General features: G+C 58.3%; 24 protein-coding genes. 1 reads left to right on the forward strand and 23 read right to left on the reverse strand.

The window, feature by feature from the left end; all coding sequences use genetic code 11:
- Nucleotides 1–64: 64 nt before the first annotated feature.
- On the reverse strand, nt 65–1,426 hold the full coding sequence (locus M0412_RS09895) for an ABC transporter substrate-binding protein (RefSeq protein ID WP_269698634.1): 1,362 nt from the start codon (nt 1,424–1,426) through the stop codon (nt 65–67).
- 276 nt (nt 1,427–1,702) lie between these two features.
- On the opposite strand from M0412_RS09895, the gene M0412_RS09900 reads away from it, so the two are divergent.
- Nucleotides 1,703–2,728: a LacI family DNA-binding transcriptional regulator gene (locus tag M0412_RS09900; RefSeq protein WP_269698636.1), complete on the forward strand. Its 1,026-nt coding sequence runs from the start codon at nt 1,703–1,705 to the stop codon at nt 2,726–2,728.
- A 195-nt stretch (nt 2,729–2,923) separates the two neighbouring features.
- Here the strand turns inward: M0412_RS09900 and folD are convergent, their stop codons facing one another.
- The 22 genes from folD to M0412_RS10010 all read right to left on the reverse strand — a co-directional run bounded on the left by folD (nt 2,924) and on the right by M0412_RS10010 (nt 23,387).
- A complete protein-coding gene (gene folD, locus M0412_RS09905; protein WP_269698638.1) occupies nt 2,924–3,823 on the reverse strand; it encodes a bifunctional methylenetetrahydrofolate dehydrogenase/methenyltetrahydrofolate cyclohydrolase FolD in 900 nt (299 codons plus the stop codon).
- A 77-nt stretch (nt 3,824–3,900) separates the two neighbouring features.
- Entirely contained in the window at nt 3,901–5,673 is a 1,773-nt protein-coding gene (locus M0412_RS09910) for a GumC family protein (protein WP_269698640.1), read from the reverse strand.
- A gap of 88 nt (nt 5,674–5,761) precedes the next feature.
- A complete protein-coding gene (locus M0412_RS09915; protein WP_269698642.1) occupies nt 5,762–6,460 on the reverse strand; it encodes a WecB/TagA/CpsF family glycosyltransferase in 699 nt (232 codons plus the stop codon).
- Between the two features lie 199 nt (nt 6,461–6,659).
- Nucleotides 6,660–7,196 carry a flagellar basal body-associated FliL family protein gene (locus M0412_RS09920; protein WP_046800608.1) on the reverse strand — a complete coding sequence of 179 codons (537 nt, stop codon included), beginning with the start codon at nt 7,194–7,196 and terminating at the stop codon, nt 6,660–6,662.
- Nucleotides 7,196–7,564 carry a hypothetical protein gene (locus tag M0412_RS09925; RefSeq protein ID WP_269698645.1) on the reverse strand — a complete coding sequence of 123 codons (369 nt, stop codon included), beginning with the start codon at nt 7,562–7,564 and terminating at the stop codon, nt 7,196–7,198. The genes M0412_RS09920 and M0412_RS09925 overlap by 1 nt, the downstream gene beginning before the upstream one ends.
- Before the next feature lie 29 nt (nt 7,565–7,593).
- Entirely contained in the window at nt 7,594–8,151 is a 558-nt protein-coding gene (locus M0412_RS09930; protein WP_046800607.1) for a rod-binding protein, read from the reverse strand.
- A gap of 113 nt (nt 8,152–8,264) precedes the next feature.
- On the reverse strand, nt 8,265–8,684 hold the full coding sequence (locus M0412_RS09935; protein ID WP_142841158.1) for a hypothetical protein: 420 nt from the start codon (nt 8,682–8,684) through the stop codon (nt 8,265–8,267).
- A gap of 13 nt (nt 8,685–8,697) precedes the next feature.
- The gene (fliR, locus tag M0412_RS09940; RefSeq protein WP_269698646.1) at nt 8,698–9,453 is read right to left on the reverse strand and encodes a flagellar biosynthetic protein FliR; all 756 of its coding nucleotides are present in this window, start codon (nt 9,451–9,453) and stop codon (nt 8,698–8,700) included.
- Nucleotides 9,450–11,537, reverse strand: a complete 2,088-nt coding sequence (gene flhA / locus M0412_RS09945; RefSeq protein ID WP_142841154.1) for a flagellar biosynthesis protein FlhA — start codon at nt 11,535–11,537, stop codon at nt 9,450–9,452. Before flhA ends, fliR begins: the two co-directional genes overlap by 4 nt.
- Nucleotides 11,538–11,695: 158 nt before the next feature.
- Nucleotides 11,696–11,962 carry a flagellar biosynthetic protein FliQ gene (locus M0412_RS09950; protein WP_142841153.1) on the reverse strand — a complete coding sequence of 89 codons (267 nt, stop codon included), beginning with the start codon at nt 11,960–11,962 and terminating at the stop codon, nt 11,696–11,698.
- Nucleotides 11,963–12,010: 48 nt separating this feature from the next.
- Nucleotides 12,011–12,481, reverse strand: a complete 471-nt coding sequence (gene flgD / locus M0412_RS09955) for a flagellar hook assembly protein FlgD (protein WP_142841151.1) — start codon at nt 12,479–12,481, stop codon at nt 12,011–12,013.
- A complete protein-coding gene (gene flbT / locus M0412_RS09960; RefSeq protein ID WP_046800601.1) occupies nt 12,472–12,921 on the reverse strand; it encodes a flagellar biosynthesis repressor FlbT in 450 nt (149 codons plus the stop codon). The genes flgD and flbT overlap by 10 nt, the downstream gene beginning before the upstream one ends.
- On the reverse strand, nt 12,918–13,262 hold the full coding sequence (flaF, locus tag M0412_RS09965) for a flagellar biosynthesis regulator FlaF (RefSeq protein ID WP_045021979.1): 345 nt from the start codon (nt 13,260–13,262) through the stop codon (nt 12,918–12,920). Before flaF ends, flbT begins: the two co-directional genes overlap by 4 nt.
- Nucleotides 13,263–13,296: 34 nt before the next feature.
- Entirely contained in the window at nt 13,297–14,400 is a 1,104-nt protein-coding gene (locus M0412_RS09970; RefSeq protein ID WP_142841149.1) for a flagellar hook-associated family protein, read from the reverse strand.
- Nucleotides 14,401–14,403: 3 nt separating this feature from the next.
- Nucleotides 14,404–15,897 carry a flagellar hook-associated protein FlgK gene (gene flgK / locus M0412_RS09975; protein WP_142841147.1) on the reverse strand — a complete coding sequence of 498 codons (1,494 nt, stop codon included), beginning with the start codon at nt 15,895–15,897 and terminating at the stop codon, nt 14,404–14,406.
- A 22-nt stretch (nt 15,898–15,919) separates the two neighbouring features.
- Entirely contained in the window at nt 15,920–17,224 is a 1,305-nt protein-coding gene (locus M0412_RS09980) for a flagellar hook protein FlgE (RefSeq protein ID WP_269698647.1), read from the reverse strand.
- Between the two features lie 105 nt (nt 17,225–17,329).
- The gene (locus M0412_RS09985; protein ID WP_046800597.1) at nt 17,330–18,001 is read right to left on the reverse strand and encodes a response regulator transcription factor; all 672 of its coding nucleotides are present in this window, start codon (nt 17,999–18,001) and stop codon (nt 17,330–17,332) included.
- A gap of 282 nt (nt 18,002–18,283) precedes the next feature.
- A complete protein-coding gene (locus M0412_RS09990; protein ID WP_269698864.1) occupies nt 18,284–18,850 on the reverse strand; it encodes a lytic transglycosylase domain-containing protein in 567 nt (188 codons plus the stop codon).
- Entirely contained in the window at nt 18,798–20,159 is a 1,362-nt protein-coding gene (locus M0412_RS09995; protein WP_269698649.1) for a flagellar hook-length control protein FliK, read from the reverse strand. Before M0412_RS09995 ends, M0412_RS09990 begins: the two co-directional genes overlap by 53 nt.
- Nucleotides 20,156–21,445, reverse strand: coding sequence for a chemotaxis protein MotC (gene motC / locus M0412_RS10000; protein WP_269698650.1), 1,290 nt, complete (start codon nt 21,443–21,445; stop codon nt 20,156–20,158). Before motC ends, M0412_RS09995 begins: the two co-directional genes overlap by 4 nt.
- The gene (locus tag M0412_RS10005) at nt 21,442–22,740 is read right to left on the reverse strand and encodes a MotB family protein (protein WP_269698651.1); all 1,299 of its coding nucleotides are present in this window, start codon (nt 22,738–22,740) and stop codon (nt 21,442–21,444) included. Before M0412_RS10005 ends, motC begins: the two co-directional genes overlap by 4 nt.
- On the reverse strand, nt 22,737–23,387 hold the full coding sequence (locus M0412_RS10010) for a hypothetical protein (RefSeq protein WP_269698652.1): 651 nt from the start codon (nt 23,385–23,387) through the stop codon (nt 22,737–22,739). Before M0412_RS10010 ends, M0412_RS10005 begins: the two co-directional genes overlap by 4 nt.
- Nucleotides 23,388–23,438 lie beyond the last annotated feature (51 nt).

Below are 23,438 nucleotides of genomic sequence, written 5' to 3' on the forward strand. Positions count from 1 at the left end.
CGGTCGTCGGGGCAGTTCCATTTGGTAAAGGCCCGGCAGCGTGCCGCCGGGCCTGATCCGATTGTTACTTCAGGCCGTCCCAGGCCTTCTGGATATCGGCGGCGACCTGATCGGCGGACTTGCCACCGACGAAATCGATCATGCCGGTCCAGAACGCGCCGGCACCGATCTTGCCGGGCATCAGGTCGGAACCATCGAAACCAAAGCTTGTCGCGGTCGTGAGGATTTCCCCCTGGCGCTTCATCTGCTCATTGGCATAGGTGTCGACATTCACACCCTTATACGGCGTCAGGAAGCTGGACTGCGCCATCCATACTTCGTGGGCGATCGGGGTCTTCAGGAATTCGACGAATGCCTTGGCCGCAGGTGCTTCCTTGGTGACCGTGACGAGCGTGCCGGCGCCGAGAACCGGTTTCCCGAGGTCAGGTTTGGACGCGTAAGTCGGCATGTAGAAGAAATCCGCATCCGTTCCGACCTTGGTGCCTTCAGGGAAGAAGGACGGAATGAACGATGCCTGATGGTGCAGGTAGCATTTCGGCGGAATGTCGAAGAGACCCTTGGGGCTGTCGCGGAAGTCGGTGGAGGCCACGGCTGCAACGCCGCCGCTCACGTATTTTTCATTCTTGGCGAATTTGCCGAACTCGTTGATCGCCTCGACCACGGCCGGATCGGTGAACTTCACCTCGTTGGTCGTCCACTTCTGGTAAACGTCCAGCGGCTGCGTGCGCAGCATCAGGTCTTCCACCCAGTCGGTTGCCGGCCAGCCGGTCGCACCGCCAGAGCCGAGGCCGATGCACCAGGGCGTGCCGCCATCGGCTACGATCTGGTCGGTCAGCTTGAACAGGTCTTCCATGCTCTCGGGCACTTTATAGCCCGCTTCCTCGAAGTTCTCAGGCACATACCAGACGAGCGACTTCACATCGGCCTTGAAGGGGAACGCAAAGTAAGCCTTGTTACCGTCCTTGCCCTTGTAGCTGCCGAGATCGACCCAGGACTGGCCCGCGCCGTAATTTTCCTTGACCCAATTGGCGGTCTCATCACCGAGCGGCACGAGGAAGCCCTTGGCCGCGAGATCGGCCAGAAGGCCGGGCTGCGGCAGGATGGCGATATTGGGCGGCGAACCCGCCTGCGTATCGATGACGATCTGCTGCTCGTAATTTTCCGACGAGGAATAACGGACGTTCACGCCGGTCGCGTCAGCGAAATAGGCAAGCACCGACTGAAACAGCGCCTCGTCCTCGCCGCGCCAGGGCCCGAAAATCGTCAGCGTCTGACCTTTCAGGTCGGCATGGGCCGCCTTGAAGTCCTCGTAGCTTTTCCAGTTGAACTTGGCATCCTGGCCAGGCGCGAATTTCAGGTCAGCGGCAAAGGCCGCACCCGACAGCAGCACCATTGAGGCCGCCGTCGCCAAAAGAGTCTTCCGCATGTGATTTACCTCCCATCACATAAAAGGCTCAAAGCGTCCTCTCTCAATCAAAGCGCTTTGGCTGTCTATTCATCTCATTGTCATCAAGATGGAGTCAAGAGGCTGTTTCCGAGGAAACGTTGCCGCACCGCGTGAATAGTCATATTTATTTAGGAAGGCGGCTATCGTTTTCGATTGAGAAAAGCAGCGGAGGCTGGTAAAAATCTAAAGCGCTTTGGGAATATGAGGAGAGGCTTTGCCGGCTCCTGAAGCGCGTGCATGGAGGAAATTCAAGACATGAACCTGAAACAGTTGTCGCAACTGCTGGGCATTTCGCAGACCACCATCAGCAGGGCGCTCAACGGCTACCCGGAGGTGAGCGCGGAGACGCGCCGCCGCGTCATGGAGGCCGCCGAGAAGACGGGATATCGCCCGAACGCGGCGGCGCAGCGGCTGGCAACCGGCAAGGTCGGCTCCATCGGACTCGTCATGCCGATTGGCGAGCACCACCGTTCCGATGTGCATTTCGGCGAATTCTTAAGCGGTCTCGGCGAAGAAGCCTCACGCAGCGGTTTTCATCTCGTCATCATGCCGACGGAACCGGAGAAAGAACGTGAAGCCCTGCGTGGGCTCGCCGCAAGCGGCAGCGTTGATGGCATCTATCTCGCCTATATGAAAAAGAACGATGCGCGCATTGCCATGATGCAGTCGCTCTCCCTGCCCTTCCTCGTGCATGGCAGATCTGTCGGCGTGGAGGAGACTTATCCCTATCTCGATGTGGACAATGAGGGCGCGTTTCGTGATGCGACCCAGCTTCTCCTCCAGCTCGGCCATAAGCGCATCGGGCTTTTGAACGGCCCGGAGGGCTACGACTTTACCTATCGGCGCTGTCTCGGGGTGGAGAAGGCACTGGATGCAAGCGGCCTCGCCCTGCACCCGGCCAATAAGCGGCACAGCAGCATGACGGACGAGGAGGGTTATCTCGGCATGGAGGCGCTGCTGTCTCAACCGGAAAAGCCGACCGCCATTCTCTGCGCCAGTACCGCGCTTGCGCTGGGCGCGATCCGCTCGATGAACCAGCGGGGGTTAAAACCCGGCAAGGACATTTCGCTTATCGCCCATGACGACGTGCTGCCGCTACTGAAGCCGGATAATTTTTCCGTGCCGCTGACGACCACACGCTCGTCGCTAAGGGCGGCGGGCGTGCGCGTCGGCCAGCGCCTGATCAACCGGATCAAGTTCGAGCAGATGGAGCCCCATCAGGAGCTCTGGAAGGCGGAGCTTGTGGTACGCGCTTCGACGGGACCGGCTCCGAAAGCGTAGCAGCCGGCCTTCATCCCCCGCCCGTCATACCGGCCTTGAGCCGGTATCCAGCCAGCCCAAGTCCTTGGGCTGAAAAGAGTCGTCTCGCCGCGCAGACGCGCGTCGGCTGGATTCCGGCTCAAGGCCGGGATGACGGTAGTGAGGGCCAGCGCACAGAAATTCCTATGCCGTAGAGTTCGATCGAACGCGTCAGGCTTAAAACTTCGGAGCCGTCCGGCCAAGCTTGCGATAGGCGGCGATGACGGTGTTGGCCATCAGCATGGCGATCGTCATCGGACCGACACCGCCGGGCACCGGCGAGATGGCGGCGGCCACGGCGCTTGCCTCGTCGAAGGCGACATCGCCGACCAGCTTGGACTTACCTTCGCCCTTTTCGGGAGCAGGAATACGGTTGATGCCGACATCGATGACGGTTGCGCCCGGCTTCACCCAGTCGCCCTTGACCATTGCCGCGCGACCGACGGCCGCGACGAGAATATCGGCCGTCTTGCAGACGGTGGCGAGATCTTTGGTGCGCGAATGCGCCATGGTGACGGTGGCATTGGCATTAAGCAGAAGCTGGCCCATGGGCTTGCCGAACAGGTTGGAACGGCCGATGACCACGGCATTGAGGCCGGAAAGATCATCGCCGTGAATGCTGCGCACCAGAAGCATGGCGCCGGCCGGCGTGCAGGAAATAAGCCCGGTGGCGAGATCGCCCGTCGCCAGCTTGCCGGCGTTCAACACGCTCAGGCCATCCACATCCTTCTCGGGCAGAATAGACTGGATGATCTCATCGGAATTGAAATGCTTCGGCAGGGGAAGCTGCACCAGAATGCCGTGAATGGAGGCGTCGGCGTTCAGTTCGCCAACCAGCTTCAGAAGCTCACCTTGCGTCGTCTCTTCCGGCAGCGTGTGCTGAATGGAGTTGAAGCCGCATTGCTTGGCCATCTTGCTCTTGGAGTTCACGTAGGCATGGCTGGCCGGATCATTACCGACGATGACGACTGCGAGACCGGGCTTCACGCCCCGTTCCGCCTCGAGCGCTTCTGCCGATATGCGAACCGCCTCCGTTACCGAAGCCGCCTTCGCCTTCCCGTCAATCACAACTGCCATGCGTCTTGCTCCTGCTGGATTACGTTGGCCCCGTATGGTGCCCCCTTTGCAGGAATGCAAGCAAAAATACAGCCTCATCAGGCAGTTTTACGGTAGTCATCCTGGTGATCGGCGTAATCGGCGAGACGCTCCTTCAGATGCGCCAGCTCGCGTCTCAATTCCGCCAATTCCTCGGCTTCGGCCTGTTCATGATCGAAGTGCCCTGCAAGGGCCTCACTGAGCAATGGCGGAAGTTCAGCCGACATTTGAGTGGCGCTTCTGACCGTTCGGTTACCCATCAGCACCTGCCGCACGCGCTCGTCAAGCGGCATATCATCGGCATCATTTGCAGCCTCGCCATAATAGTCAGCGAAGGCGTCTTCAGGCTGGACATGATCTTCCGCGGCAAAGTCTTCAAGATCGTCGAAAACCGCCGGCTCGATTTGCTCGAATTCGGAAAATTGCAGCGATTGCTCCGGCCCGTCCATGGAAGCGGGAAGTAGCGCTTCATTTTCAACGACCAGCGCGTCCTCTTGCTCCTCGTCATGGCGACGATAGCTCAGGAGATAGAGGCCGCCCAGCAGACCGATCAGGCCGCCGCCACCTGCCATCATCGCCGCCTGCGTCAGATCACGCGACAGTTCGCCCGGTCCGGCCTTCTTTGCAAGGCGGGTCTCGATGGCGGGCGTGGAGGAAGAAGACAGATCGCGGCGCTCGCTCGCTTCCAGATAGGCATTTCTCGCCGTCTCAAGCTCAGCCTGCAATCGCGAAAGCTCACCAGGTGCGACGCCCAGAGCCTCTAAGCGGTCAAGGTGCTTCTTACGCTCGCCATTCGCGGTCGCAATCTCCTGGGCGATGCGCTTTTCATCCACCCGCAAACCTTCAACCAGTTGGCGCAATGCGGGAGCTGCCAGCACCTGTACGGCATCCACCGCATTCTGGGCGGCGATGCGGCGCGGGTGTTTCGGGCCATAATCAACCGAGACACTGGCAAGCGCCATGCTGGCGGTCGCGTGTTTCTGCCTGATATCCTCAAGCGCTGCAAAAGCCACGCCGGACGGCAAGGGCTTCGACAAAATGTCATTCGGCTTGAGGGCGGAGGCCACCGCCAAATCCGCCTGAAGCGACTGCTGGTGCTGCGTGCTGCCCGCAAGACTGTCGTTTACGTCACGCAACTGCTGCTCGAGCTCGTGCACCTCAGAGAGAACGACATCGCCATGGCGCATCTGGAAGCCGTTCAATGCCGCTTCCGCTTCGTCCAGTCTTTTGCGCGCTCGCTCCGTCTCACGCATGGCGGGCGTCATGGTGCCGGCCTTGCCATCCGCCATGACCCGCATCGACAGATAGTCGGTCAGCCGCATCGCGCTTTCCGGCGTCGCGGCCTTTGCGGTCACGATCAGCGTATTTTCATCCGGCGTCAGTTCCAGCCGGATCGCCTCACCCACTGCGCCATTCAATGCTTCTCGCGGGGAAAGCGGACGTGCGTCCGCGCCTGTCAAAAGATCGACGAGCAGGCCAAGCTCACCCTGATTGCGAACGCCGACCATATCGGAGGGTTTCAGCTTCAAATCGCCGCTGACCCGGTCAAGCCCGGCGGGAGATAACAGGGTACGTCGTGCCATCGCCAGAAAACGGGCCGCATCGGGCGCGTCATAGGACGTCTGGGTGATCTCGATGCGGGCCTGTGACACATATCCGCGAAAACCGGAATCGATCAGCAGCAACGGAAGAGCCGCGCCGGTAACGGTGGCGGCAACGACGCAACCAGCCGTCAAAAGCCGCAGACAATGCCTGCGCCATTGCGACGGGGGCACGGCAAAATCGTCCTCGTCGGGACGGGTCGCCATCATGTCCGGACTGTTATCAACCATCTGAAGCCGTCTGCCACCCTCGGTGCCGCCCGCAACGGGCGACTGTCAAAACCTTACGAGAGGTTAAAGGATCGTGGCAAACAAATGGTTAACGCGGGCTCCGCGAACCCGTCTCAGCTTTGCCGAGTGCAATGTGCCAGGGTTCGGCGCAGAGGCTGTAAAGCCAGCTCATATGCAGCTTGCGGAAGATTTCCGGCATGCCCGCCACTTCGGACGACAAGACCTTGAACAATGAACCGACCGCGATTGCGACGCGCACATCCTGACGGCTGACGGTTCGGTGCAACCATTTTTCCTGATTTTCACCGCTCATGCCGGCAAGCAGAACATCAACCTTCACCCCGGAGGCATCCCGACCCAGCATCACGAAATCATGCCACGGCGCGTGGGCACGCAGCTTTGCCAGCACTTCACTGAGCTGCGCCGCATCATCGCCGGCAACACCGATCCGTTTCGGCACCGCCATATAGGTCAGAAGCGCCATGACGAAAGCGACGTCGTCGATCGCAGCGGACAGAGGTTTGCCATTTTCCACAAGGGCGGCGGCATTCATCGCCTTGCCCTGTGGCAGAAGCAGGCAGCTTTCCAGAATCTCGCGGTAAGCGATATCCTTGAGAGACAGCTTGGCTTTATCGATGGTGAGGAAGGAGAGCATCGTGTGCCCTTCGCAAGTCGAAGCCCGGCCGCTGACCAGTTCCAGCGCCCCATTCCAGTCGAGATCACAGACACGCAGCCCGTGGATATTCCGTTGCGATCCCGGCCGCGCAAAACCTGCCGCGAAATTCATTGCCAACCCCCGAATGCCAAATCCATCTCCGCCGATCCGGCGCATGGTAGCGGGACGGCGGCTCATGGATTTGTTTATACAGGTGCAGGTTGAAGTTATGCTGAAAGCAATCGCTCGAATATTCGGGCGCGTGGCAAGGAACGGTTAACCAGACCGGAAAACCGACCGTCGGCGGACGCGTGAGCCGCGCCCTGCGGCGTCAGTGGCTGGGCGCGGCGGCCGCTTCTTTTCCAGCCTCGGCCTTCTCGCCCTCGACGATCTTGACCGAACGGGGCGTGCCATTGCCATTCTGCTCGCGAATATCTGCCTTCGACAGATAATCCAGCTGCTCGATCAGCACATCCTCGACCACCTCGTCATCAAGCCTCTTGTTCAGCCCCTCACGGATGCGCTGCTTGAAAGCCTCGGGATCGAAGGTGGAAATATTGGCGATGTTGACCATGGAAGAACCCGCCAGAAGCGTGAACAATTCGTCGGTCATCAGCTGCGTGGCCGGCAATTCGATCTTCGCCATCTTGTCCTTGTCGACACGCAGCGAAATACGGCTGAGGAAATAGCCGTTCACCCCGCCATCATTGATGACGGGAATGGTGATGCTTTCACCCTTGACCAATTGCAGATTGGTCTTTTTCTCGCCCGCCTCATCTCCCGGCGCCGTCGCCATCTGGACGGAGAAATACACCGCGCCGAGCGTGACGGCGCAAACCCAGACGCCGGTGAGAAGAAGCTTCAACATCAGGAGGCGGCACCGTACATGAACTGTTCCTGCGAATAGGTGCCGTCCGTATCGGCTTCCTGGATCGCGTTCTTGAGCAGGTCCGCAACAGCGCGAACCGCGTTCAGATGCGCCTCAACGCGGCTGGCATTGGTCGCGAGCTTGGACTTGATGCCCTTCACCTGCTCCAGATAACCACCGGCGATGTCTTCGCGCGGTGTATCGCGAAACAGCATGGTGAGTTCATACAGGCAACGGCTTTTATGGGCGTTGGAAACCTTGAAGTCGAATTGCGGATCCTTACCGATATTCTCGTTCTCATTGTCGATGATCATCTCAAGGCGGCCGAGAACGGATTGGATACGGTGGTCGTTCGACATAAGGTCCATGCTTGTCTCCTCGTTAAGGTTTTTCATTCTCAAGCCTCGTCCGTTTTATCATTGGAAACGCCGAGGACCTGCCGCTCGAACTCCGCCACCATCCGAATTGCAGCATTATGGTCTTTTTCATTCATCGATACGTCGGTGATGCCTTTGCTTTCGGCTTTTCTCAACGCATCCTTGTAGGCCTGTTCGGCAATGCCGACGCCGCCATTTCTGGAGATCGTGTCGGCAAACTGTTCTGCCATCATGCTCTTCCAGATTTCGCCGGCATTACCCTTGCCATACACTTCCTCGCTGTCTTTCGGCAGCATGTTGGCAACAAAAGTCTGGAGAACCGAGGCTTCATATTTCCGGTAAGTCTCAGGAATCTCGGTGCGCGCGGAGCGAATATTGGTGTCGCCAAGGCCCGCCTTCGAAGAGGCGCCATCCAGCATATCAACGGCGGCGCCAAAGCCCTTGCCCGCATCTGCAAGGCTGGTTGCGGCGAAGGCAGCCTTGTTCGCTTTGAGTTTTTCCTGGGCGATCTGTACTTCCTGGGGGTCCGCAGCGCGCACCACATCCATCACCAGATCACTTATCACCGATATCGCCACGTCCCGATCTCCCGAGCTGACGAACATGTGGCATGGAAGCCGACGCGTCCGTTCAATCAAGAAACATCGCCGGAGACGTCTTTCGAACGCCCGCGATGCAACAATGGAACGGACTATGGATCGCCAACCTTGCTGGAGGCTGGTGTCCGGGATGCGTTTGTCATTTCAAGCAGATCATAGATTGCATTGTCGTCGGCTTCGCGGTCCTCGAGATCGCGGGCAATGTGCATTCTGTCCTCAAGCCGGTCAGCCTTGGTCTTTTCCTTCAGCACCTTGTTTTCCTGCAATTGCTGCACGCCGGCAAGCTGGCGGTCCTTGACGACAAGGCGGCCGTAACGATCCGAATAATGTCTGGAAAATGTCTGATGCACCGGCTCCATGGAACTCATGGCCTCCAGCACGTTATCCATGGATTGCGCCACTTCGGTACGCACGCGGGTGGTATCGGCAAGCTCCACCTCGGCCATTTTTTCCATATGGCGCTGGACCGTTACCAGACGCTTGAGTTTTGCCGAGCGCTTGTCCGAAGCCATGGCTTTCTCCAGATCAAAAACCGATGAAGACCGGGCCGAAACCATCCACGAACTGACGGATGAGGGCCGCGACCGACAAATAAAGCATGAAAAGACCGCCCGCCAGAACGAAAGGCGTCGAGATGAAGTAAACAGGAATCTGCGGTGCCAGCTTGTTGATGAGACCGACCGCAACGTTGAACATCAGGCCGTAGATCACGAAGGGGCTGGCAAGCCGCAGCATGATGGAGAACGATGCCCTGAGCGTATCGGTGAGCGTGATCAGCATCTTCTGGCCGCTGATAAGCGCCCCGACCGGCGTGGCGGTATAGGAATCAACCAGCGCTTTCAGGACGATATGGTGGAAATCCAGCATGAACAGCACCAGCAGGCCGCCGAAGGTGATGAAGTTGGATATCTGGTTTTCCTGCACCTCTTCGATGACATCCGCACCGCCTGGGGCGCTGAGACCGATGGAGGCGCCGATGAGCGCACCCGTGAACTGGAAACCGAGCGTATAAAACCGCGCGATCAGGCCATACATCGCACCGATGACGATCTCGGTGAAGATGAGGCCGACGACCGTGGCCTGGCTTGCGCCGGAGACTCTCGGATAGATCGTATCCCACAGCACCGGCAGAAGCGCCATGGACACCGCAACGCACAGCAGCATGCGGATTTGTGGTGATATGCGCGAGCTGGAAAAGCCCGGCATGGTCATGAAGCAGGCGCCGATACGGCAAATGGCAAGGAACAATGCGATAATTGTCCCTTGCGGGTCGGTTATCATGAAATGGCGCCCAGGATCTTGATCTCCAGCCCCTTGGCCAGTTCCACATGTGAAAGAACCGGCAGGGTCGCAAAGAGTCGCTCGATAATCATGCGCACATAGGACCGCGTTTCCGGCGAGGTTACAAGGACAAAGGGCAGTCCGCGATCCATGAATTCACGGATAACTTTCGAAGCCTGCTCCGAAAACTCCTCGAGATGGCGGGGATCGATATCGAATTCGACGATTTCGCCCTTCTGGTCGCGCTTCAGCGCCTGATGGAAGACCATGTCCCACTTGTTGCCGAGGCGCAGAACACGCAGCACGCCATTGTCGGCGAGATCGCCGCAGAGCTGCTGCGACATGCGCACCCGCACGTGTTCGACGATCTGTTCCGTCTTGCGCACATGCGGCGCGAGTTCGGCAACGGCTTCCAGAATGAGATGCAGGTTGCGGATCGACACGCGTTCGGCGAGCAGCAGTTTCAGAACCGCCTGCAGACCGGAATAGGACATATGCGACGAGCAGATTTCGTCGGCCAGCTTCTTGTATTCCGGGTCGAGCCTGTCGATCAGGATCTTGACGTCCTTGTAGGACAGAAGCTGCGGCAGGTTATTGCGGATGACTTCACTCAGATGCGTCAGCACGACAGAGACATTGTCGATCGGATGGAAACCTTCGCGCTTCAGATCCTCGGTGAAGGTTTCAAGGATCGAGACGGCCGGCATGCCGAAGGCCGGTTCGCGGATTTCGTCGCCGGGAATGCTCGGCTTGCGTCCTGCCCCGGTCACCACGAGAACATCGCCGACACGCAGATTGCTCGACGCGATGGTCGTGCCGTGGACGCGGATCTGGTAAGCCTTTTCCGGGATCATGATGTCGTCGGAGACCTTGATCTCCGGCACGACGAAACCGTATTGGGTCGCAAATTTCTTGCGCATCTTGCCGACGCGGAAGGCCAGTTCCTGATGCGCCCCGAGCAGGCGGGTCGACACCTGCTTGCCGAGCGCCAGTTCGATCTCGGCGGTTTTCAACACCTGCTTGACCGAATCCTTTTCCGCTTCGGTGGTCTGGAGAACCTTGTTCGCCTCCTCCTGACGGCGGAGCGCGTTTTCGGCTTCGGCCTGGCGCGGAATATACCAGCTGCCGAAGGCCATGATGCCGCCGAGGAAGATAAAGGGCAGGAAGGGAAGACCCGGAATAATCGCCAGCAGTCCCATCAGCATGGCCGAGACCATCAAAGCGCGCGGATAACCGCTCAGCTGATTGACGACAGCCTGATCCGTGGAGCCGGCGGTGCCGCCGCGCGACACCAGAAGGCCGGCCGCCAGCGAGACGATAAGGGCCGGGATCTGCGAGACGATACCGTCACCGACCGAAAGCTTGACGAAAACATCCGCCGCTTCGCCGATCGGCATGCCGTGGCGGAAGTAACCAATGATGATGCCGCCGAAAATATTGATCGCGGTGATGATGAGGCCGGCAATCGCATCGCCGCGGACGAATTTCGAGGCACCGTCCATTGAGCCGAAGAAGGAGCTTTCCTCTTCCAGTTCGCGGCGACGGCGCTGCGCTTCCTTTTCATCGATGATGCCGGCGGACAAATCCGCGTCGATCGACATCTGCTTGCCGGGAATGGCGTCCAGCGTGAAGCGGGCGCCGACTTCGGCGATACGCGTAGCACCCTTGGTGATGACGATGAAGTTGACGGTGATCAGGATCAGAAAGACGATCAGACCGATGACGAAGTCGCCCGACATGACAAGGCTGGAAAAGCCGGCAATCACGCCACCCGCCGCCGTCGGTCCCTCGTTGCCATGCGAAAGAATGACACGCGTCGTCGCAATGTTCAGCGACAGGCGGATCATCGTCGCGATCAGCAACACGGTCGGGAAAGACGAGAAATCCAGCGGCCGCTGAATCCACAGTGCCACCATCAGGATGAGGACGGAGAGCGCGATGGAAAAGGCCAGCCCGATATCCACCAGCATGACCGGAATGGGCAGGAACAGAACGCAAAGGATCGCAATGATGCCCAATGCGAAACCGATATCCCGCATGCTCGGACTTACCTTGGGCAAGGAGATGACTGGTGGTTGCGCCATAAAATCGTCCTGTCTCTTCATGAGAAGGGCGACGGAAAAGCCGCCGCACGGTTCGCGGCACCGGCTTTTCGAAATTGCGCGCGCAATTCGGTCCGATGCTTCAGCCTATCACTAGTCGCTGAAGCTTGCGCGAGGGTGGCATCCGCAGCGGGCGGATATCAGAAGCCGGACTGGACGCGCGAAAAGACGAGATTGGAAAAAAGGGCGATCTGCGCACCCACAAAGGGGGCGGCGATGCCAAGCACGAGCATGATCGTGACGATTTTGGGGACAAATGTCAGCGTCATTTCCTGAACCTGGGTCAGGGCCTGTATGAAGGCAATGGCGACACCGACGATCATGGCGGCCAGAACGGCCGGACCGGCCGCGACGAGAACAGTCCAGACTGCTGCCTGCATGATATCAAGCGCATCGGCCTCGTTCATCGTCGCATCCTTTATTCAGAAGGGCGGCATCATACTGCCCCTACATTATCACGAATCGGCAGGCTTATCCGAATCGGTACCACCTTCAGGTTTAGTCTCGATCGGGCCGTTCGAGAAGCTCACACCGGCCTGCAGCAGCACTTTGTCACCAGCTTCGGTAATGGCGACAACGCCGTCCGAATAGACCTCGACTTCCTTCACCACACCGGTGACCTTGTCGTCGGCGCTCTTGACCGTCTTGCCGACCAGATCGGAAGCGCGCGTCAGGGCTTCGGCCTGCAGCATGCTCTTCAGATGGGTGTTGGTCTTGATCGTCTGCTCAACCTGCGAGAAGCTTGCCAGCTGCGACATCTGCTGACCGGCATCCATCGGGCTGGTCGGATCCTGGTTCTTCATCTGGGCGATGAGGAGCTTCAGAAAGCTGTCGTAATTCAGCGAAGCTGCGTTCTTGTCATTGCTGCTCGCCCCGGCATTGGCCCAGGGGTTAGAGGCTGCCGAGTTGACTGCATCTACCGCCATGGTGCGATCTCCTTGCGAATCTGTTCGATCGTTGCGGGGGTCATTTCCTGATTGTTGAGGATTTTTTCCTCAGTCGGATAAAGACCGCGAATGGCCTTCAGCGCCTCAAAAGCCTTGCCCGAGGCAACCAGCCCGTCGATCCGCTTGAGTTCCGCCAATATCTCATCATGCTGGAAGCAGTTCAGCAGCATGCTCACGGACTTGCGGAACATGTTCGTAGACTGTTCACGCCCTTCCGGGTTGATGAGGATCATCTGCGCGATGAAATAAAGCTGCCTCAGCGGCGTTGTCGCCTGCTCCGGCTGCAGCACGTGGTTTTCAAGCAGGAACGTGACATCGTTCAGGAATTCGAGCGCCACTTTGCGATCCACCCGCAAAACCGCACCGTTGATGAAAATCTTTTCGCCTGATTTCAGCGAGATTCGAAGTGTACTTTTCATTTCAGTCCATCCCTGATGATGGTTGTCACGTCAATTATGCCCTGGAAATTCGTCGACTGACGTTTCCGGATCAGTTCGCACTCTTTCAAAATCCAGATCGCGATCGAGATCAGATTGGCCCTCAGCTCCATAGCCAGTTGGTTGTCCGGCTGCTTGAGGTCCTCAATGAAGCGGATCCAGACCCGCCGAGTGTAAAAAAGTGCTTCGATCGTATGGCGCTGGGAAGACGAATCCTTCGCTTCCACAAGCAGTTCGATCGATTTGGTCAACGCCTGTCGCTCGCGATCCTTCGCGTCTGCGACACCATCCTCCATGATTTCGGCGTAGGAAAACTGGTACATTCATGTATCCTTTATCTGCCGCCACCCCTGTTCATCAGAGGTAGTTCACCAGACTCATTTTTTGCAGACGCGACGTCAGGCTGTAGGCGATTTCGATCTGCTGCTGCAGCAGGTCGAGACGGGTCTTCGCTTCGTAGGTATCGATACCTTCGATATCCAGCAGATGCGTCTCGATGATCTTCTTCTGCGCCGCCAAAGAGTCGTTAGACTTCTTGACACGTTCCTGAGAGAGACCGAGGCCGCTGGCCTGCTGGTTCAAACCGTCGATTGCGGTACCGATTGTCGTAACCGCGCGGGTGGCGACAGCTTCACGGACATCGCTCGGAACCTTGTCATCGAGGAAGGTCATCGCCGTCATTGCCGTCATCGCGAAATAACGCATGCCCTGCGAATTGCTGTTGGTCGATGTCTCGATCACTTCGTTCTGGCTGATCCGGCTCGTCATGTTGGTGTCGCTGGCCTTGGAGCCGAACGTCGTCCAGAAATCAACGTTCTGACCGGTGGCAAGACTGCTATGCGGCGGATTGGTGACCGTCGTGGTGCCGTTGAATACGCCTTCCATATGGGTCATGAAGGCGTTGACCTGATCCTTGGACAGGTTGGCGATGCTTCCGACCGGCGGCGTCTGCGTCGCCATGAAATGGTTCAGCTCATCATTATAAGCGGTCTTCAGCGTCGAACCATCGGCGAAATAGTCATCGACCGGCTTCACATCCGTATTCGTGCCGGAAAACAGATATTCGCCATCGACGGCAGTGTTCGCGAAGCTGGTGAAATTGTTGAGCGCATTGGTGATTTTCTGGTTGACGGTGGCAAGCGTGGGCTGCGCGCTGCTGGTATTCGGCACCAGAACGCCGAGGATTTCCTGGGCGGCCTTTGCCATGCCGTCCAATGCGGTCTGCGACGATTCAAGACGTTGCGTCGCAAAGGAATTGACCGTGACAAGCGACGAAATCCGCTCCACATCCCGATTGAGATCGAGGCTGCGGGCCGTGTTGGCGCCGAGCGTGACGCCGAGATCCGCGTGCTTGCCCGTTGTCAGTTCGGTATTGAGCTTGGTCATCTCAAGCTGGGCCTTGAGGATGGTGCTGCGCATGCTGTTCTGCATCGCCAGCGATGAAATGAATGACGTTTTCATCTTTTACCTCACCATGTCCATCAAGGACTTGAGCATTTCATCGACGGTGGTCACCAGCTTGGTGGCTGCCTTGTAAGACTGCTCGATATCCATGAGCAGCGACAGCTCCTCATCCAGGCTCACCGCCGTGTTGTTCGAATAGGAGGCGGCGGAGCGCTCATAGAGCGCGCTTTTCGCTTCGTTCGCCGAAGTCGCACCGGATCGTTCCTGTTCGAGCCAACCCATCGAGTTGGTGCCGTATTTCAAGATGCTGGTATTCGTATCGATACGTGTCGACGCGGCAAAATTCATGGGCGCGTCGAATGCGGTCACATAGCTGTCGATCAGGGCGGAAAAGCCAGTGCCGCCCGTAGCTGTGGTATTGACAATATAAGCGGTACCGTTGATGCCGCCGTCGCGCAACAATTCCGGGTTTCCACCTTTCGAAATAATTAACGCGGAGTTGACGTTAATGCTGGCAGCAAGTCCCGGAACGATAACGCCAGCGGGAGGAATTTCGCTTGTGGCCGTTGCTCCCGCCCATGTGAAGAGGCCAGGTTTCGCCGTCAGGGGCGTCGCGGGCGGTGCCGGCTGCGTGATCGGCTTTTCCGCAAACATGGAGATCAGGCCACGGGCGATTTCGTCGAGCTGGCTTTGCATGGTCGGCGCCAGATCGTCGCGAACCTGCATCAGACCCTGCAGTGATCCTTCCGCTGTCGTGTTGCTGCCATTGCCGGCCTTGAGCGCCACGCCGTCCACATAGATCGCATTGCCAGTGGTCGTCGCATCGTAGCCCGGCTGCGCCTTGAAGGTGACCTTGCGCGGCACCACCTCGAAGAGGGTCGCGCCTTCCGTCGTGTAAAGCGCCACATCGTTGTTTGGACGATTGACGACATTGATGCCGATGATGGACGAAATGTCCTTCAACAGGGTCTCGCGCTGATCAAGGGCGTCGCTCGGATCACCGCCGATCGCCGTCTGCGCCTTGACCTCGTTATTGGCTTCCTCGAATTTTGCGAGCAGGCCGTTCAGCTTGTCGACCTGAAGGGAGATTTCCTTGTCGGCGCGCAAACGCATCGCCTGCAATTCGGAAGACGCCTTGTTCAGGGAACTGGCGACATCCGCCGCCGAGGTCACAGCCGTTGCCGCAAGGGCAGCGTTACTCGGCTTGGCGGCGTAACCGCTCAGGCTCTTCAGCAATTCCTTCATGTAGGTGGACGGCGAACTTTCATAATTGTTGCCGCCGAAAATGCTCTTCATCTCCTCAAGGCCGGTCAGAACGGTGTTCTGACCGGTGGCCAGCGAGGCGCTGGAGATCGTCTGCCTGAGAAGACTTTCATTCTGGGCACGGCCATTGGAGACGATACTCGCTCCGGCCATGGTCGTGCCGAGAATGGCGGTTCGCTTGACGTAATTCGCATTGCCGACATTGGCAATATTTTTCGAAGTAACGTCTGTCTGCTTACCTGTATTATTGAAAATCGACTGCGCAGTATTCATTGCTGACGTGAGCGACATTCATCTGTCCTCGTAGGAATTACTATCTCTTCAGATTGATCAGGACATCCATCAAATCCGATCCAGTCTGGAAGACCTTCGAATTCGCGGTATAGATACGCTGGGATTCAATCATGTCGGTGAGTTCACTGGCGATATCGACGTTTGAGCCTTCCAGTGCACCCTTCTGGATGTAACCGAAGCTGCCCGTCTGCGCGAAACCGATGGTAACGACGCCCGACTCGTTGCTGGGCAGATAGACGTTGCCGTTCTGCGGGCTGAGGTTGTCGACGCTCGGCACGGTTGCCAGCGCCAGCTGGTAGATGTTGCGGCGGCCACCATCCTGGTAAACCGCGGTCACCACACCGTCCTTGCCGATTTCGACATCCTTGATCTGGCTCGGACCATTACCGTTCAGGATCGCGGTGCCGGGCGTGAACTTCGAGGAGAACTGCGTCATTTCGGACAGATCGATCTTGATCGACTGCGGTACGCCGCTGACCTGGTCGTCGATGGTGATAGATGTCGGAGATGCAGGGGTTCCGGTTTTCAGCTTGTTGGTCGCCGGATCGAAGACCAGCGTTACCTTCTCCTGCACCAGATTTGCAGCCGGTGTTGCCGTATATGGGAAACCGCCATTCGTCGACTGATCCTGACGATAGACCGACACTTCCCATTGCGGATTGCCGGACGCGTCATTGTCGATGCGCGTGTAATAGAAATCGTAAAGGACTTTGGCACCACCGCTGTCAAATGCCGTCAGCGATGTCTTTGCGCCGATCTTTGCGGTTGCGACGTTGTCACTGGGGCGCGAACCCGTCGGCACGATTGCTTCGTCACGATTAAGGTTGGCCGGGAAGCTGCCCTGCGTCGAGGGCGATGCCGTCAGACCGAAGTTGTTGACGTTGATGGCCTCAAGACCGGTAAAGCCGTTAACGACGGCAGCCGGCGGGTTGGAGCCGTAGGGGTAACCCATCAGCTGGAAGCCCGCTGCGTTTTCCAGATAACCTTCGGCATTCTTCACGAAGGAACCGGCGCGTGTGAGGTAAGGCGTGCCTGCACCATCCTGAACCACGAAGAACCCGTTGCCCTGGATGGCAAGATCGGTGCTCGAAGTGGTGTAGGAGAGGTTGCCCTGCTCCGAAATGCTGTAGCGTACGTTGGACTGCACGCCGCCGGAGGCGTAGCTGCCCGACGAAGAGGGCAGAACGAGCGAGGAGAACGACGTCGATGCGCGCTTGTAGCCGGTGGTGCTTGCGTTGGCGATGTTGTCGCCCACGGTGCCCAGCTTGTTCGCCTGCGCATTCATGCCGGACACACCGGTTCGCATAGTGCCGAAAATACTCATTCAAAAACCCTCGTGGTCATCTTTCAGGGAGAAGGTAAAGCGTTTGGCTTGCGTGAAGCTGTCTGAAATACCGCGTTTGAAAAAGACCACGCGGGTCAATGAAGATCATTGCCAATCAATGCTGTAGCCGAGGAACCGCTTGGAATCGACCGGGTCGTAGCCGAGCTTCTTGCGCAGTTTCTTGCGCAGCTTGCTGATGTGGCTTTCGACGACATTCTCTTCGACGTCGTCATCGAAGATGCCGTAGATGGCATTGAAAATCTGCGTCTTGGAGACGCGGCGTCCGCGATTGGCGATCAAATATTCCAGGATGCGGCGCTCGCGACGCGGCAAGGGAAATACTTCACCACCGACTTCCGGATCACGGCCATCGGAGAAAACCCGGATAGGTCCGGCATCGGTGAAGTTGGAGATGACCTGCAGCCGGCGACGGATCGCCGCCGCACGCGCCAGGATTTCACGGGGGTGAACCGGTTTGCGCACGACATCGTCGACGCCGCTGTCGAACAGTGCCAGCGTCGATTCCAGCGAGGGCTGGTCGCTGACCGCGATAACCGGCGCCGTCGTGCGATCCCTGATCGCCTTCGGCAAAGAGAAGCTCCGGTCGCCCTGGCCGATCAAAAAGGCCTCCACGGCCGCAAGATCGCTTTCCGCTGCCGTCGAGACCCATTCCCCGAATTCAACCGGATCGAACCCGGTTGAGGGGATGCCTTCACGCCCAAATAGAGATGTATAGCCGTCTTTAACGAGCTCGCGCTCATCAACCACTACGATCATTCGTCCGCCTCCGAATCAGTGTGGTGTTTTCCAATGAGGCATTGATAAGAATCGGGGGATTCAGCGACAACTGTAGGAAATCATCGATAGTTATTAATAATTGATTAACTATTTTGTGCCGATTTGATCTATATATAGTGGTCGTTAACCATATATGGCACAAAATTTTTGTGTAAAAATTTTAAAATTACGAAAAAACCGCTTGCAGCGCCTTTTTTTGATCAATCTATCGCCACATTTCAAATTACGAGTCCTGCGGCCCTTAAAGACAATTTCAGGTTGTCATCCGTCGCAGAAATTTTTCGCGTTGACAGTCCATTTTCCGTAGCCTGTCGCCACCAGATTGGCGATGACCCGACAGACATATTTCTTCTGCGCGGGGTCATTGTTCGGACCGGCATGGTAACGGGCAACCGCCATGGTCCAGGTTTCATGCCTGTTATGGAGGTTGCGCAGGAACATGGCGGCATATTCGACATTGCGGCGCGGGTCGAACATTTCGCGCGCGGATGTGAAGTTTTCGCCGTGAAAATAGTGGTTTATCTGCATGCATCCGAGGTCGATCAGCTTGGCGCCATTGCGCTTCGCCGTCTCGAAAGTGGTCAATGCCTCCTCCGTGGATGCGGCAAATACCGGTTTTCCTTCAATATTCATGGCATTGGGGTCAAGCCGCCCCTTACGGCCCGTCTCGGTCAGGCCAACGGAATAGAGAATTCCCTCCGGCACGCCATATTTGCGGGCGGCGGACTGGATTTCCCTTTCACAGACACCTGATGTTGCCGAAGCCGAGGCTTTTTCAGAGGTAGACGCCATTGTCAGCAGAAGAACGGCCAGAGCCGAGAGCGCCATCCATGCCTTCATTATGCACCCCCAAATTATCACCATTGCCTTGCCGGCCATCGCGTGCGCCGGACTCGTCACGGTTGCGGCCCGCAGCTGCCTGTTGGCCCTGCTGCTGCGCCTGCTGATTTTGCTGATTGTTGCCTTGTGTGCCCGTTTGGTCACTCTTGTCGGAAGAAGAGATGCTGATGGTGATGTTATCGACCGTCAGACCCTGCGCTTTCAGGCCATCAAGAATGCTCTTGCTGTCTTCCTGAAGCTTTTTATAGGCAGCAACGCTCTCCACCGTCATGTGAACGGCGAGCTCGTCACCGGCCAGACGCAGCGACATCGTCACCGATCCAAGCTCGATCGGCGTCATATGCAGCTTCAGCGTATGGACAACCTTGCCTGTGCTGCTCTGGGCAGCGGCGTTGGAAAGCGACGAGCCGGGCTGCATGGCGCTGACCCATTCCGGATCATTGGCGATGAGACCGGTCAGTGCCGATGCGTTGGTCGATGGCGCCAGGCCGATAAACCGCCGTGAATCGAGCACTGTTATGGTATCGGCCGCCTTGCCGGTGCTTTCCCGGGCATCAAACTCAACGCGGCCTTCACGCTGCACCGTGCTCATATCGAGTGCACGGGACGTGCCGGAGCGCGCGGAGGCGAAGCGGAATGCCGAAGCACCGTTCTCCCTATCCGAGCCGGATTCGGCCTCATTGCCAGCAAGCTCGGCTCGTGTTGGCATGTCCTTGGGCGAAGGCTCCGTCTTGCCACGGACAGTCTCGGTCCTGTCGGACTTGACCGGATCGGCCTTGCCGGCGATCGCCTGCGCGATTTCCTCAAGCGGTGTCTTGGCTGTTGCGATATCGCCGACATTGGTCGCGATCTTATTCAGATCCGCCAGTTTCGGATCAATGGCATCCACCGTCGTTTCCGTATCCTTGTCGGCGTCGTCCTTGAGCTTCTTGCCGGTCTTGCCGTTTTCGACCGATGTGCGCGCCGGTTTCCCCGCGTTCTGAAGTTCGCCTGCCATCTCATGGCTGCGGCCTTCTGCGGAATGGTCGTTGCCGATTACATTCAGGAAGGTCGCAGGCCGCTTCACCGGCGTCTTCGTTTCCTCTTCGCCACCTTCTGGCTGCGCGTGCTGCTCCTCAGCCGAACCTGCTTCCTGCTGATGGCGGGAATGCGGTGCCTGCGTTGGGCGCTCATCGCGAACGGTGGACAGGGCCTCGCCGAAACTTCCGCCCTTGGCATCGTCCCTGACAGCGGCGCTGCCGGCACGCGGATCATTATACGGCGCATTCACTATCGCGTTGATGGTTCCGTCGATCATGGTGCCCCCTCGCCTTTCTTCAACAGGCTGTCGATTTCATCAAGCTTGCTGCGGCCGCTCGTTACGAGTTGCCGCACATCCTCGCCCTCATCGTCAGCCTTGTGGGTTTCAACCCGCCATATGCTCTTTTCCCCAGTGCCGGCTGCCCCATTCGAGGATGGGTCCTGTCTGGCATCCTGCTGGGTCGTCGCCGCACCGACCTCGGCGCCGGGCTGCCCCGGCTGCAACGAGGGTGGGCGAACCACTTGCTCGGCGATCGCCCTTGCTGCATCCCGTAGCGCCCTGTCGCGATCTGAAAGCTGCCCTTCGGGGATCTGCACGATTGTCTCAATCGCGCTCACCACATCGGGCGTGCCGATGTTGGAAAGGCTTTCATAAAGATTTGCCTGCGCTTCCGGCTGGTCCGGCAGGGCGGGAGACAGAGCTTTCGCCTTCAGCGCCGCCATGCGTGCCAGCCCGTCCTTGCCGCTGATTGCCGCCACACGGGAGAGACGCAGATAGGCTTCCTTCTGCCTCTCCGTGTCCATCATGGCGAATGTTTCCTGTATCGCTTCCTCACTTATGGAATCCGCCCGCTTGACCACCAGCGAGACCAGAAGATCGGCAAACTGGCTGGCATAGGGGGAATGCAGGAAGCGCCGCGCGTAACGCTGCGCATAATCGACACCGCGCGCCGCATCACCGTCTTCAACCGCAATCGCCAGAGAGCGGCGAAGAGCGGCCTCCTCCACGATGGTGCCTGGCGCTTCGAGCCGGGCGATGTCGTAGAAACCGAGGGCCGCCAGCGGATCACGCGGGATCGTCACATTGCCGCCGATCAGTGCCAGATAGGCGCCGATCCGGGTGCCGCGGTATTCGGGCACCATGGCTGCAATGCTCTGCGCCACCAGCGTTCCCTTGCCCGAGAGGTATTTGCGCAGGATATCGGCGACGCGACTGTCGAAATTGCCGTCCACATCGCGCGCGACCAGCAATTCCAGCGTCGCCGGATTACCGCCGCTCATGGCATAGACAAGCGCCGCATCGACATTACGCGGGTCCTTGAAGATCGCCGACGGTGCACTTTTAAGCCGCTCATCGATCGTCTGGAGCAGGAAGCGCTGCATTTCCGTTGCCGAATGGTCGCCCATGGCAACCGAATCCTGCACGAATTGCAGGGAGCGCAACATGGCATAGGGCATGAGGCTGTCTTGCGATTGCGAGAATGCCTTGATCGGCTCGGCACCGAGACCGCAAAGCGTCGCCGCGAGAAAAAGCCAACGTTTCGAGGATTTCGTCACACTCACCCCCGATCGGCCTCAAGCAGGATTTCGATACGGCGGTTGGCATCCGCCAGAGGGTCTGCCGGCACCTGCAATCTGCGATCCGCAAAGCCCGAAACCTGCTTCACCCGCTCTTCCGACAGGCCGCCACGCACCAGCATGTAATAGGCGCTGTGCGCTCGATCCATGGAGAGCCGCCAGTTGTCATTGGCTTCACCCTTGAACTGTCGTCCGTCGGTGTGGCCGCGGATCACCACGCTGCCGCCACGCTCCTGAAGCAACTTGCCGATCTTTTCCATGGCCAGAACCATTTCACCCCGGGGTACGGCCGATCCGACATTGAACATTGGCGTCTCCGACTGGTCGGAAATGGTCAGCAGCAACCCGCCTTCGGCCGGCGTCACCACCAGGCCTTCAGAGAGCCTGCCGGTAATGCCTGAAATCTGCTTTTCAATTTCTTCGCGCAGCGTGTCGGCTTTTTGCCATTCGGCGTCAGTGGGTTGCTTCTCATCCGCGGCTTGTTTCTCATCCGGCTGAGATTTTACGAGCGCGGCCTGCTCCGTGGCGTCCGGGCGCTGCTGCGGCACAACGGCGGCAATTTCCATCGGCTTGCCGTCTTGCGAATGATCAGCGGGCTTTTGAGACGCTGCAGCTGACACCGCTTCGGCATCCTTGTCCGCATCCTGCTGCTTCTCCGCCGTCTGCTGCGGCTCCGTCGGGTTCTGCTGCTGGTCGGCGCGGGTGATCTTCACCTGCTGGGTCCAGAAATCGGGATCGAAGGGATCACGATAGGCTTCACCACCGCTTGCGCCCGTCGCCGGGCCGGAATCAGCAGCACCGCCTTCGCCCTTGGCGCTGACATTGGCCTGCTGCCCAACCTGCTGGGCAATTTCCGCCAATACCGAATAAGGGTTCTCGAAGAAATCGGCTTCCGAGAAATTCGACTGTTCGCCAGTCTGGGACGTCAGGTCCTCACCCGTCGCCGCGGCAGAGCCCTGGGTCACCTTTTCCGCCTTGATATTCGACTGGTCCTTTTTCTGGACACCCTCTTCCTTGTCCACGGGCTTTTCCAGCCCCTTGGACGAGGGTTTTTCATCGGACAGTTTTATCGGATTGAAATAGCTGGCGACCGAGGCCTTGGTCTCCTCATTGGCGGCATTGACCAGCCACATGACGAGGAAGAACGCCATCATCGCCGTCATGAAGTCGGCATAGGCGATTTTCCACGCGCCGCCATGGGCGCCATCGTGCCCGCCCTTGTGGCGTTTGACGATGATGATCTCGTTTTTGCCGTGGTGGTGATTTTCGCCTTCACTCATTTCATCACCTTGCGAAGACTGGACGCCCAGGCCGACATGCGGGTCACGAACACGCTTTCACCCAGTTCGACGGAAAGGTCGATGTCCGTGGTCTCGGTAAATTTCATCGTTTCTTCTTCGAAGCCCGGTTGGGCCTTCAAATGTTCGAACAAATCTCTGGGACCTTTGACGACAATCGTGACAGCCTCGCCATCCGGCATGGAAGCGCGCACCACATCCGCCAGCGCCGAAACCGCCTTGAGCGACAGCTCCTCCGTCAGAACCGGGGCAAGGATACCGGCCGTCTGTTCGCTGAGATTGGAAGCGATCGCATCGATGCCCTCACGCAGACCACGGGACAAGAAAACCGCGATCTCCTCGAGATAGACGGAACGCAGGGCCTCCAGTTCGGCCGCATGGGAAGCCACTAAAGCATCCCGCTCGGCCTGCATCTTCTCAGTGATTTCGCGGGTCGCATCGTCGCGGCCACGGGCATAGGCAGCCTGTTTTTCGCTTTCGACATCGACGGTCTCGAATTTATCGAAACCGGCCGCGACATCGCCGAAACCGGACATGCCCTCGGCATCCGCCAGTGGATCGCCAAACGCCAGCCCGGCGGGCTGGCTGTCACCGAAATCCTTGAGATATCTTGCAATGGACGCGCTCATGCACGCCCCCGGCAAAACTGGCCAGAGAGGCGAGACATGTTTCCTTGCCTG

It is taken from the genome of Agrobacterium sp. O3.4, assembly GCF_041414895.1.
In the GTDB taxonomy this organism is placed as follows: domain Bacteria; phylum Pseudomonadota; class Alphaproteobacteria; order Rhizobiales; family Rhizobiaceae; genus Agrobacterium; species Agrobacterium cucumeris.

Coding starts and splice junctions, on each gene's coding strand:
- M0412_RS09895 (WP_269698634.1), bottom strand. CDS start 1,426: ATGCGGAAGACTCTTTTGGCGACGGCGGCCTCAATGGTGCTGCTGTCG.
- M0412_RS09900 (WP_269698636.1), top strand. CDS start 1,703: ATGAACCTGAAACAGTTGTCGCAACTGCTGGGCATTTCGCAGACCACC.
- folD (WP_269698638.1), bottom strand. CDS start 3,823: ATGGCAGTTGTGATTGACGGGAAGGCGAAGGCGGCTTCGGTAACGGAG.
- M0412_RS09910 (WP_269698640.1), bottom strand. CDS start 5,673: ATGGTTGATAACAGTCCGGACATGATGGCGACCCGTCCCGACGAGGAC.
- M0412_RS09915 (WP_269698642.1), bottom strand. CDS start 6,460: ATGAATTTCGCGGCAGGTTTTGCGCGGCCGGGATCGCAACGGAATATC.
- M0412_RS09920 (WP_046800608.1), bottom strand. CDS start 7,196: ATGTTGAAGCTTCTTCTCACCGGCGTCTGGGTTTGCGCCGTCACGCTC.
- M0412_RS09925 (WP_269698645.1), bottom strand. CDS start 7,564: ATGGACCTTATGTCGAACGACCACCGTATCCAATCCGTTCTCGGCCGC.
- M0412_RS09935 (WP_142841158.1), bottom strand. CDS start 8,684: ATGGCTTCGGACAAGCGCTCGGCAAAACTCAAGCGTCTGGTAACGGTC.
- fliR (WP_269698646.1), bottom strand. CDS start 9,453: ATGATAACCGACCCGCAAGGGACAATTATCGCATTGTTCCTTGCCATT.
- flhA (WP_142841154.1), bottom strand. CDS start 11,537: ATGGCGCAACCACCAGTCATCTCCTTGCCCAAGGTAAGTCCGAGCATG.
- M0412_RS09950 (WP_142841153.1), bottom strand. CDS start 11,962: ATGAACGAGGCCGATGCGCTTGATATCATGCAGGCAGCAGTCTGGACT.
- flgD (WP_142841151.1), bottom strand. CDS start 12,481: ATGGCGGTAGATGCAGTCAACTCGGCAGCCTCTAACCCCTGGGCCAAT.
- flbT (WP_046800601.1), bottom strand. CDS start 12,921: ATGAAAAGTACACTTCGAATCTCGCTGAAATCAGGCGAAAAGATTTTC.
- flaF (WP_045021979.1), bottom strand. CDS start 13,262: ATGTACCAGTTTTCCTACGCCGAAATCATGGAGGATGGTGTCGCAGAC.
- M0412_RS09970 (WP_142841149.1), bottom strand. CDS start 14,400: ATGAAAACGTCATTCATTTCATCGCTGGCGATGCAGAACAGCATGCGC.
- flgK (WP_142841147.1), bottom strand. CDS start 15,897: ATGTCGCTCACGTCAGCAATGAATACTGCGCAGTCGATTTTCAATAAT.
- M0412_RS09980 (WP_269698647.1), bottom strand. CDS start 17,224: ATGAGTATTTTCGGCACTATGCGAACCGGTGTGTCCGGCATGAATGCG.
- M0412_RS09985 (WP_046800597.1), bottom strand. CDS start 18,001: ATGATCGTAGTGGTTGATGAGCGCGAGCTCGTTAAAGACGGCTATACA.
- M0412_RS09990 (WP_269698864.1), bottom strand. CDS start 18,850: ATGGCGCTCTCGGCTCTGGCCGTTCTTCTGCTGACAATGGCGTCTACC.
- M0412_RS09995 (WP_269698649.1), bottom strand. CDS start 20,159: ATGATCGACGGAACCATCAACGCGATAGTGAATGCGCCGTATAATGAT.
- M0412_RS10005 (WP_269698651.1), bottom strand. CDS start 22,740: ATGAGTGAAGGCGAAAATCACCACCACGGCAAAAACGAGATCATCATC.
- M0412_RS10010 (WP_269698652.1), bottom strand. CDS start 23,387: ATGAGCGCGTCCATTGCAAGATATCTCAAGGATTTCGGTGACAGCCAG.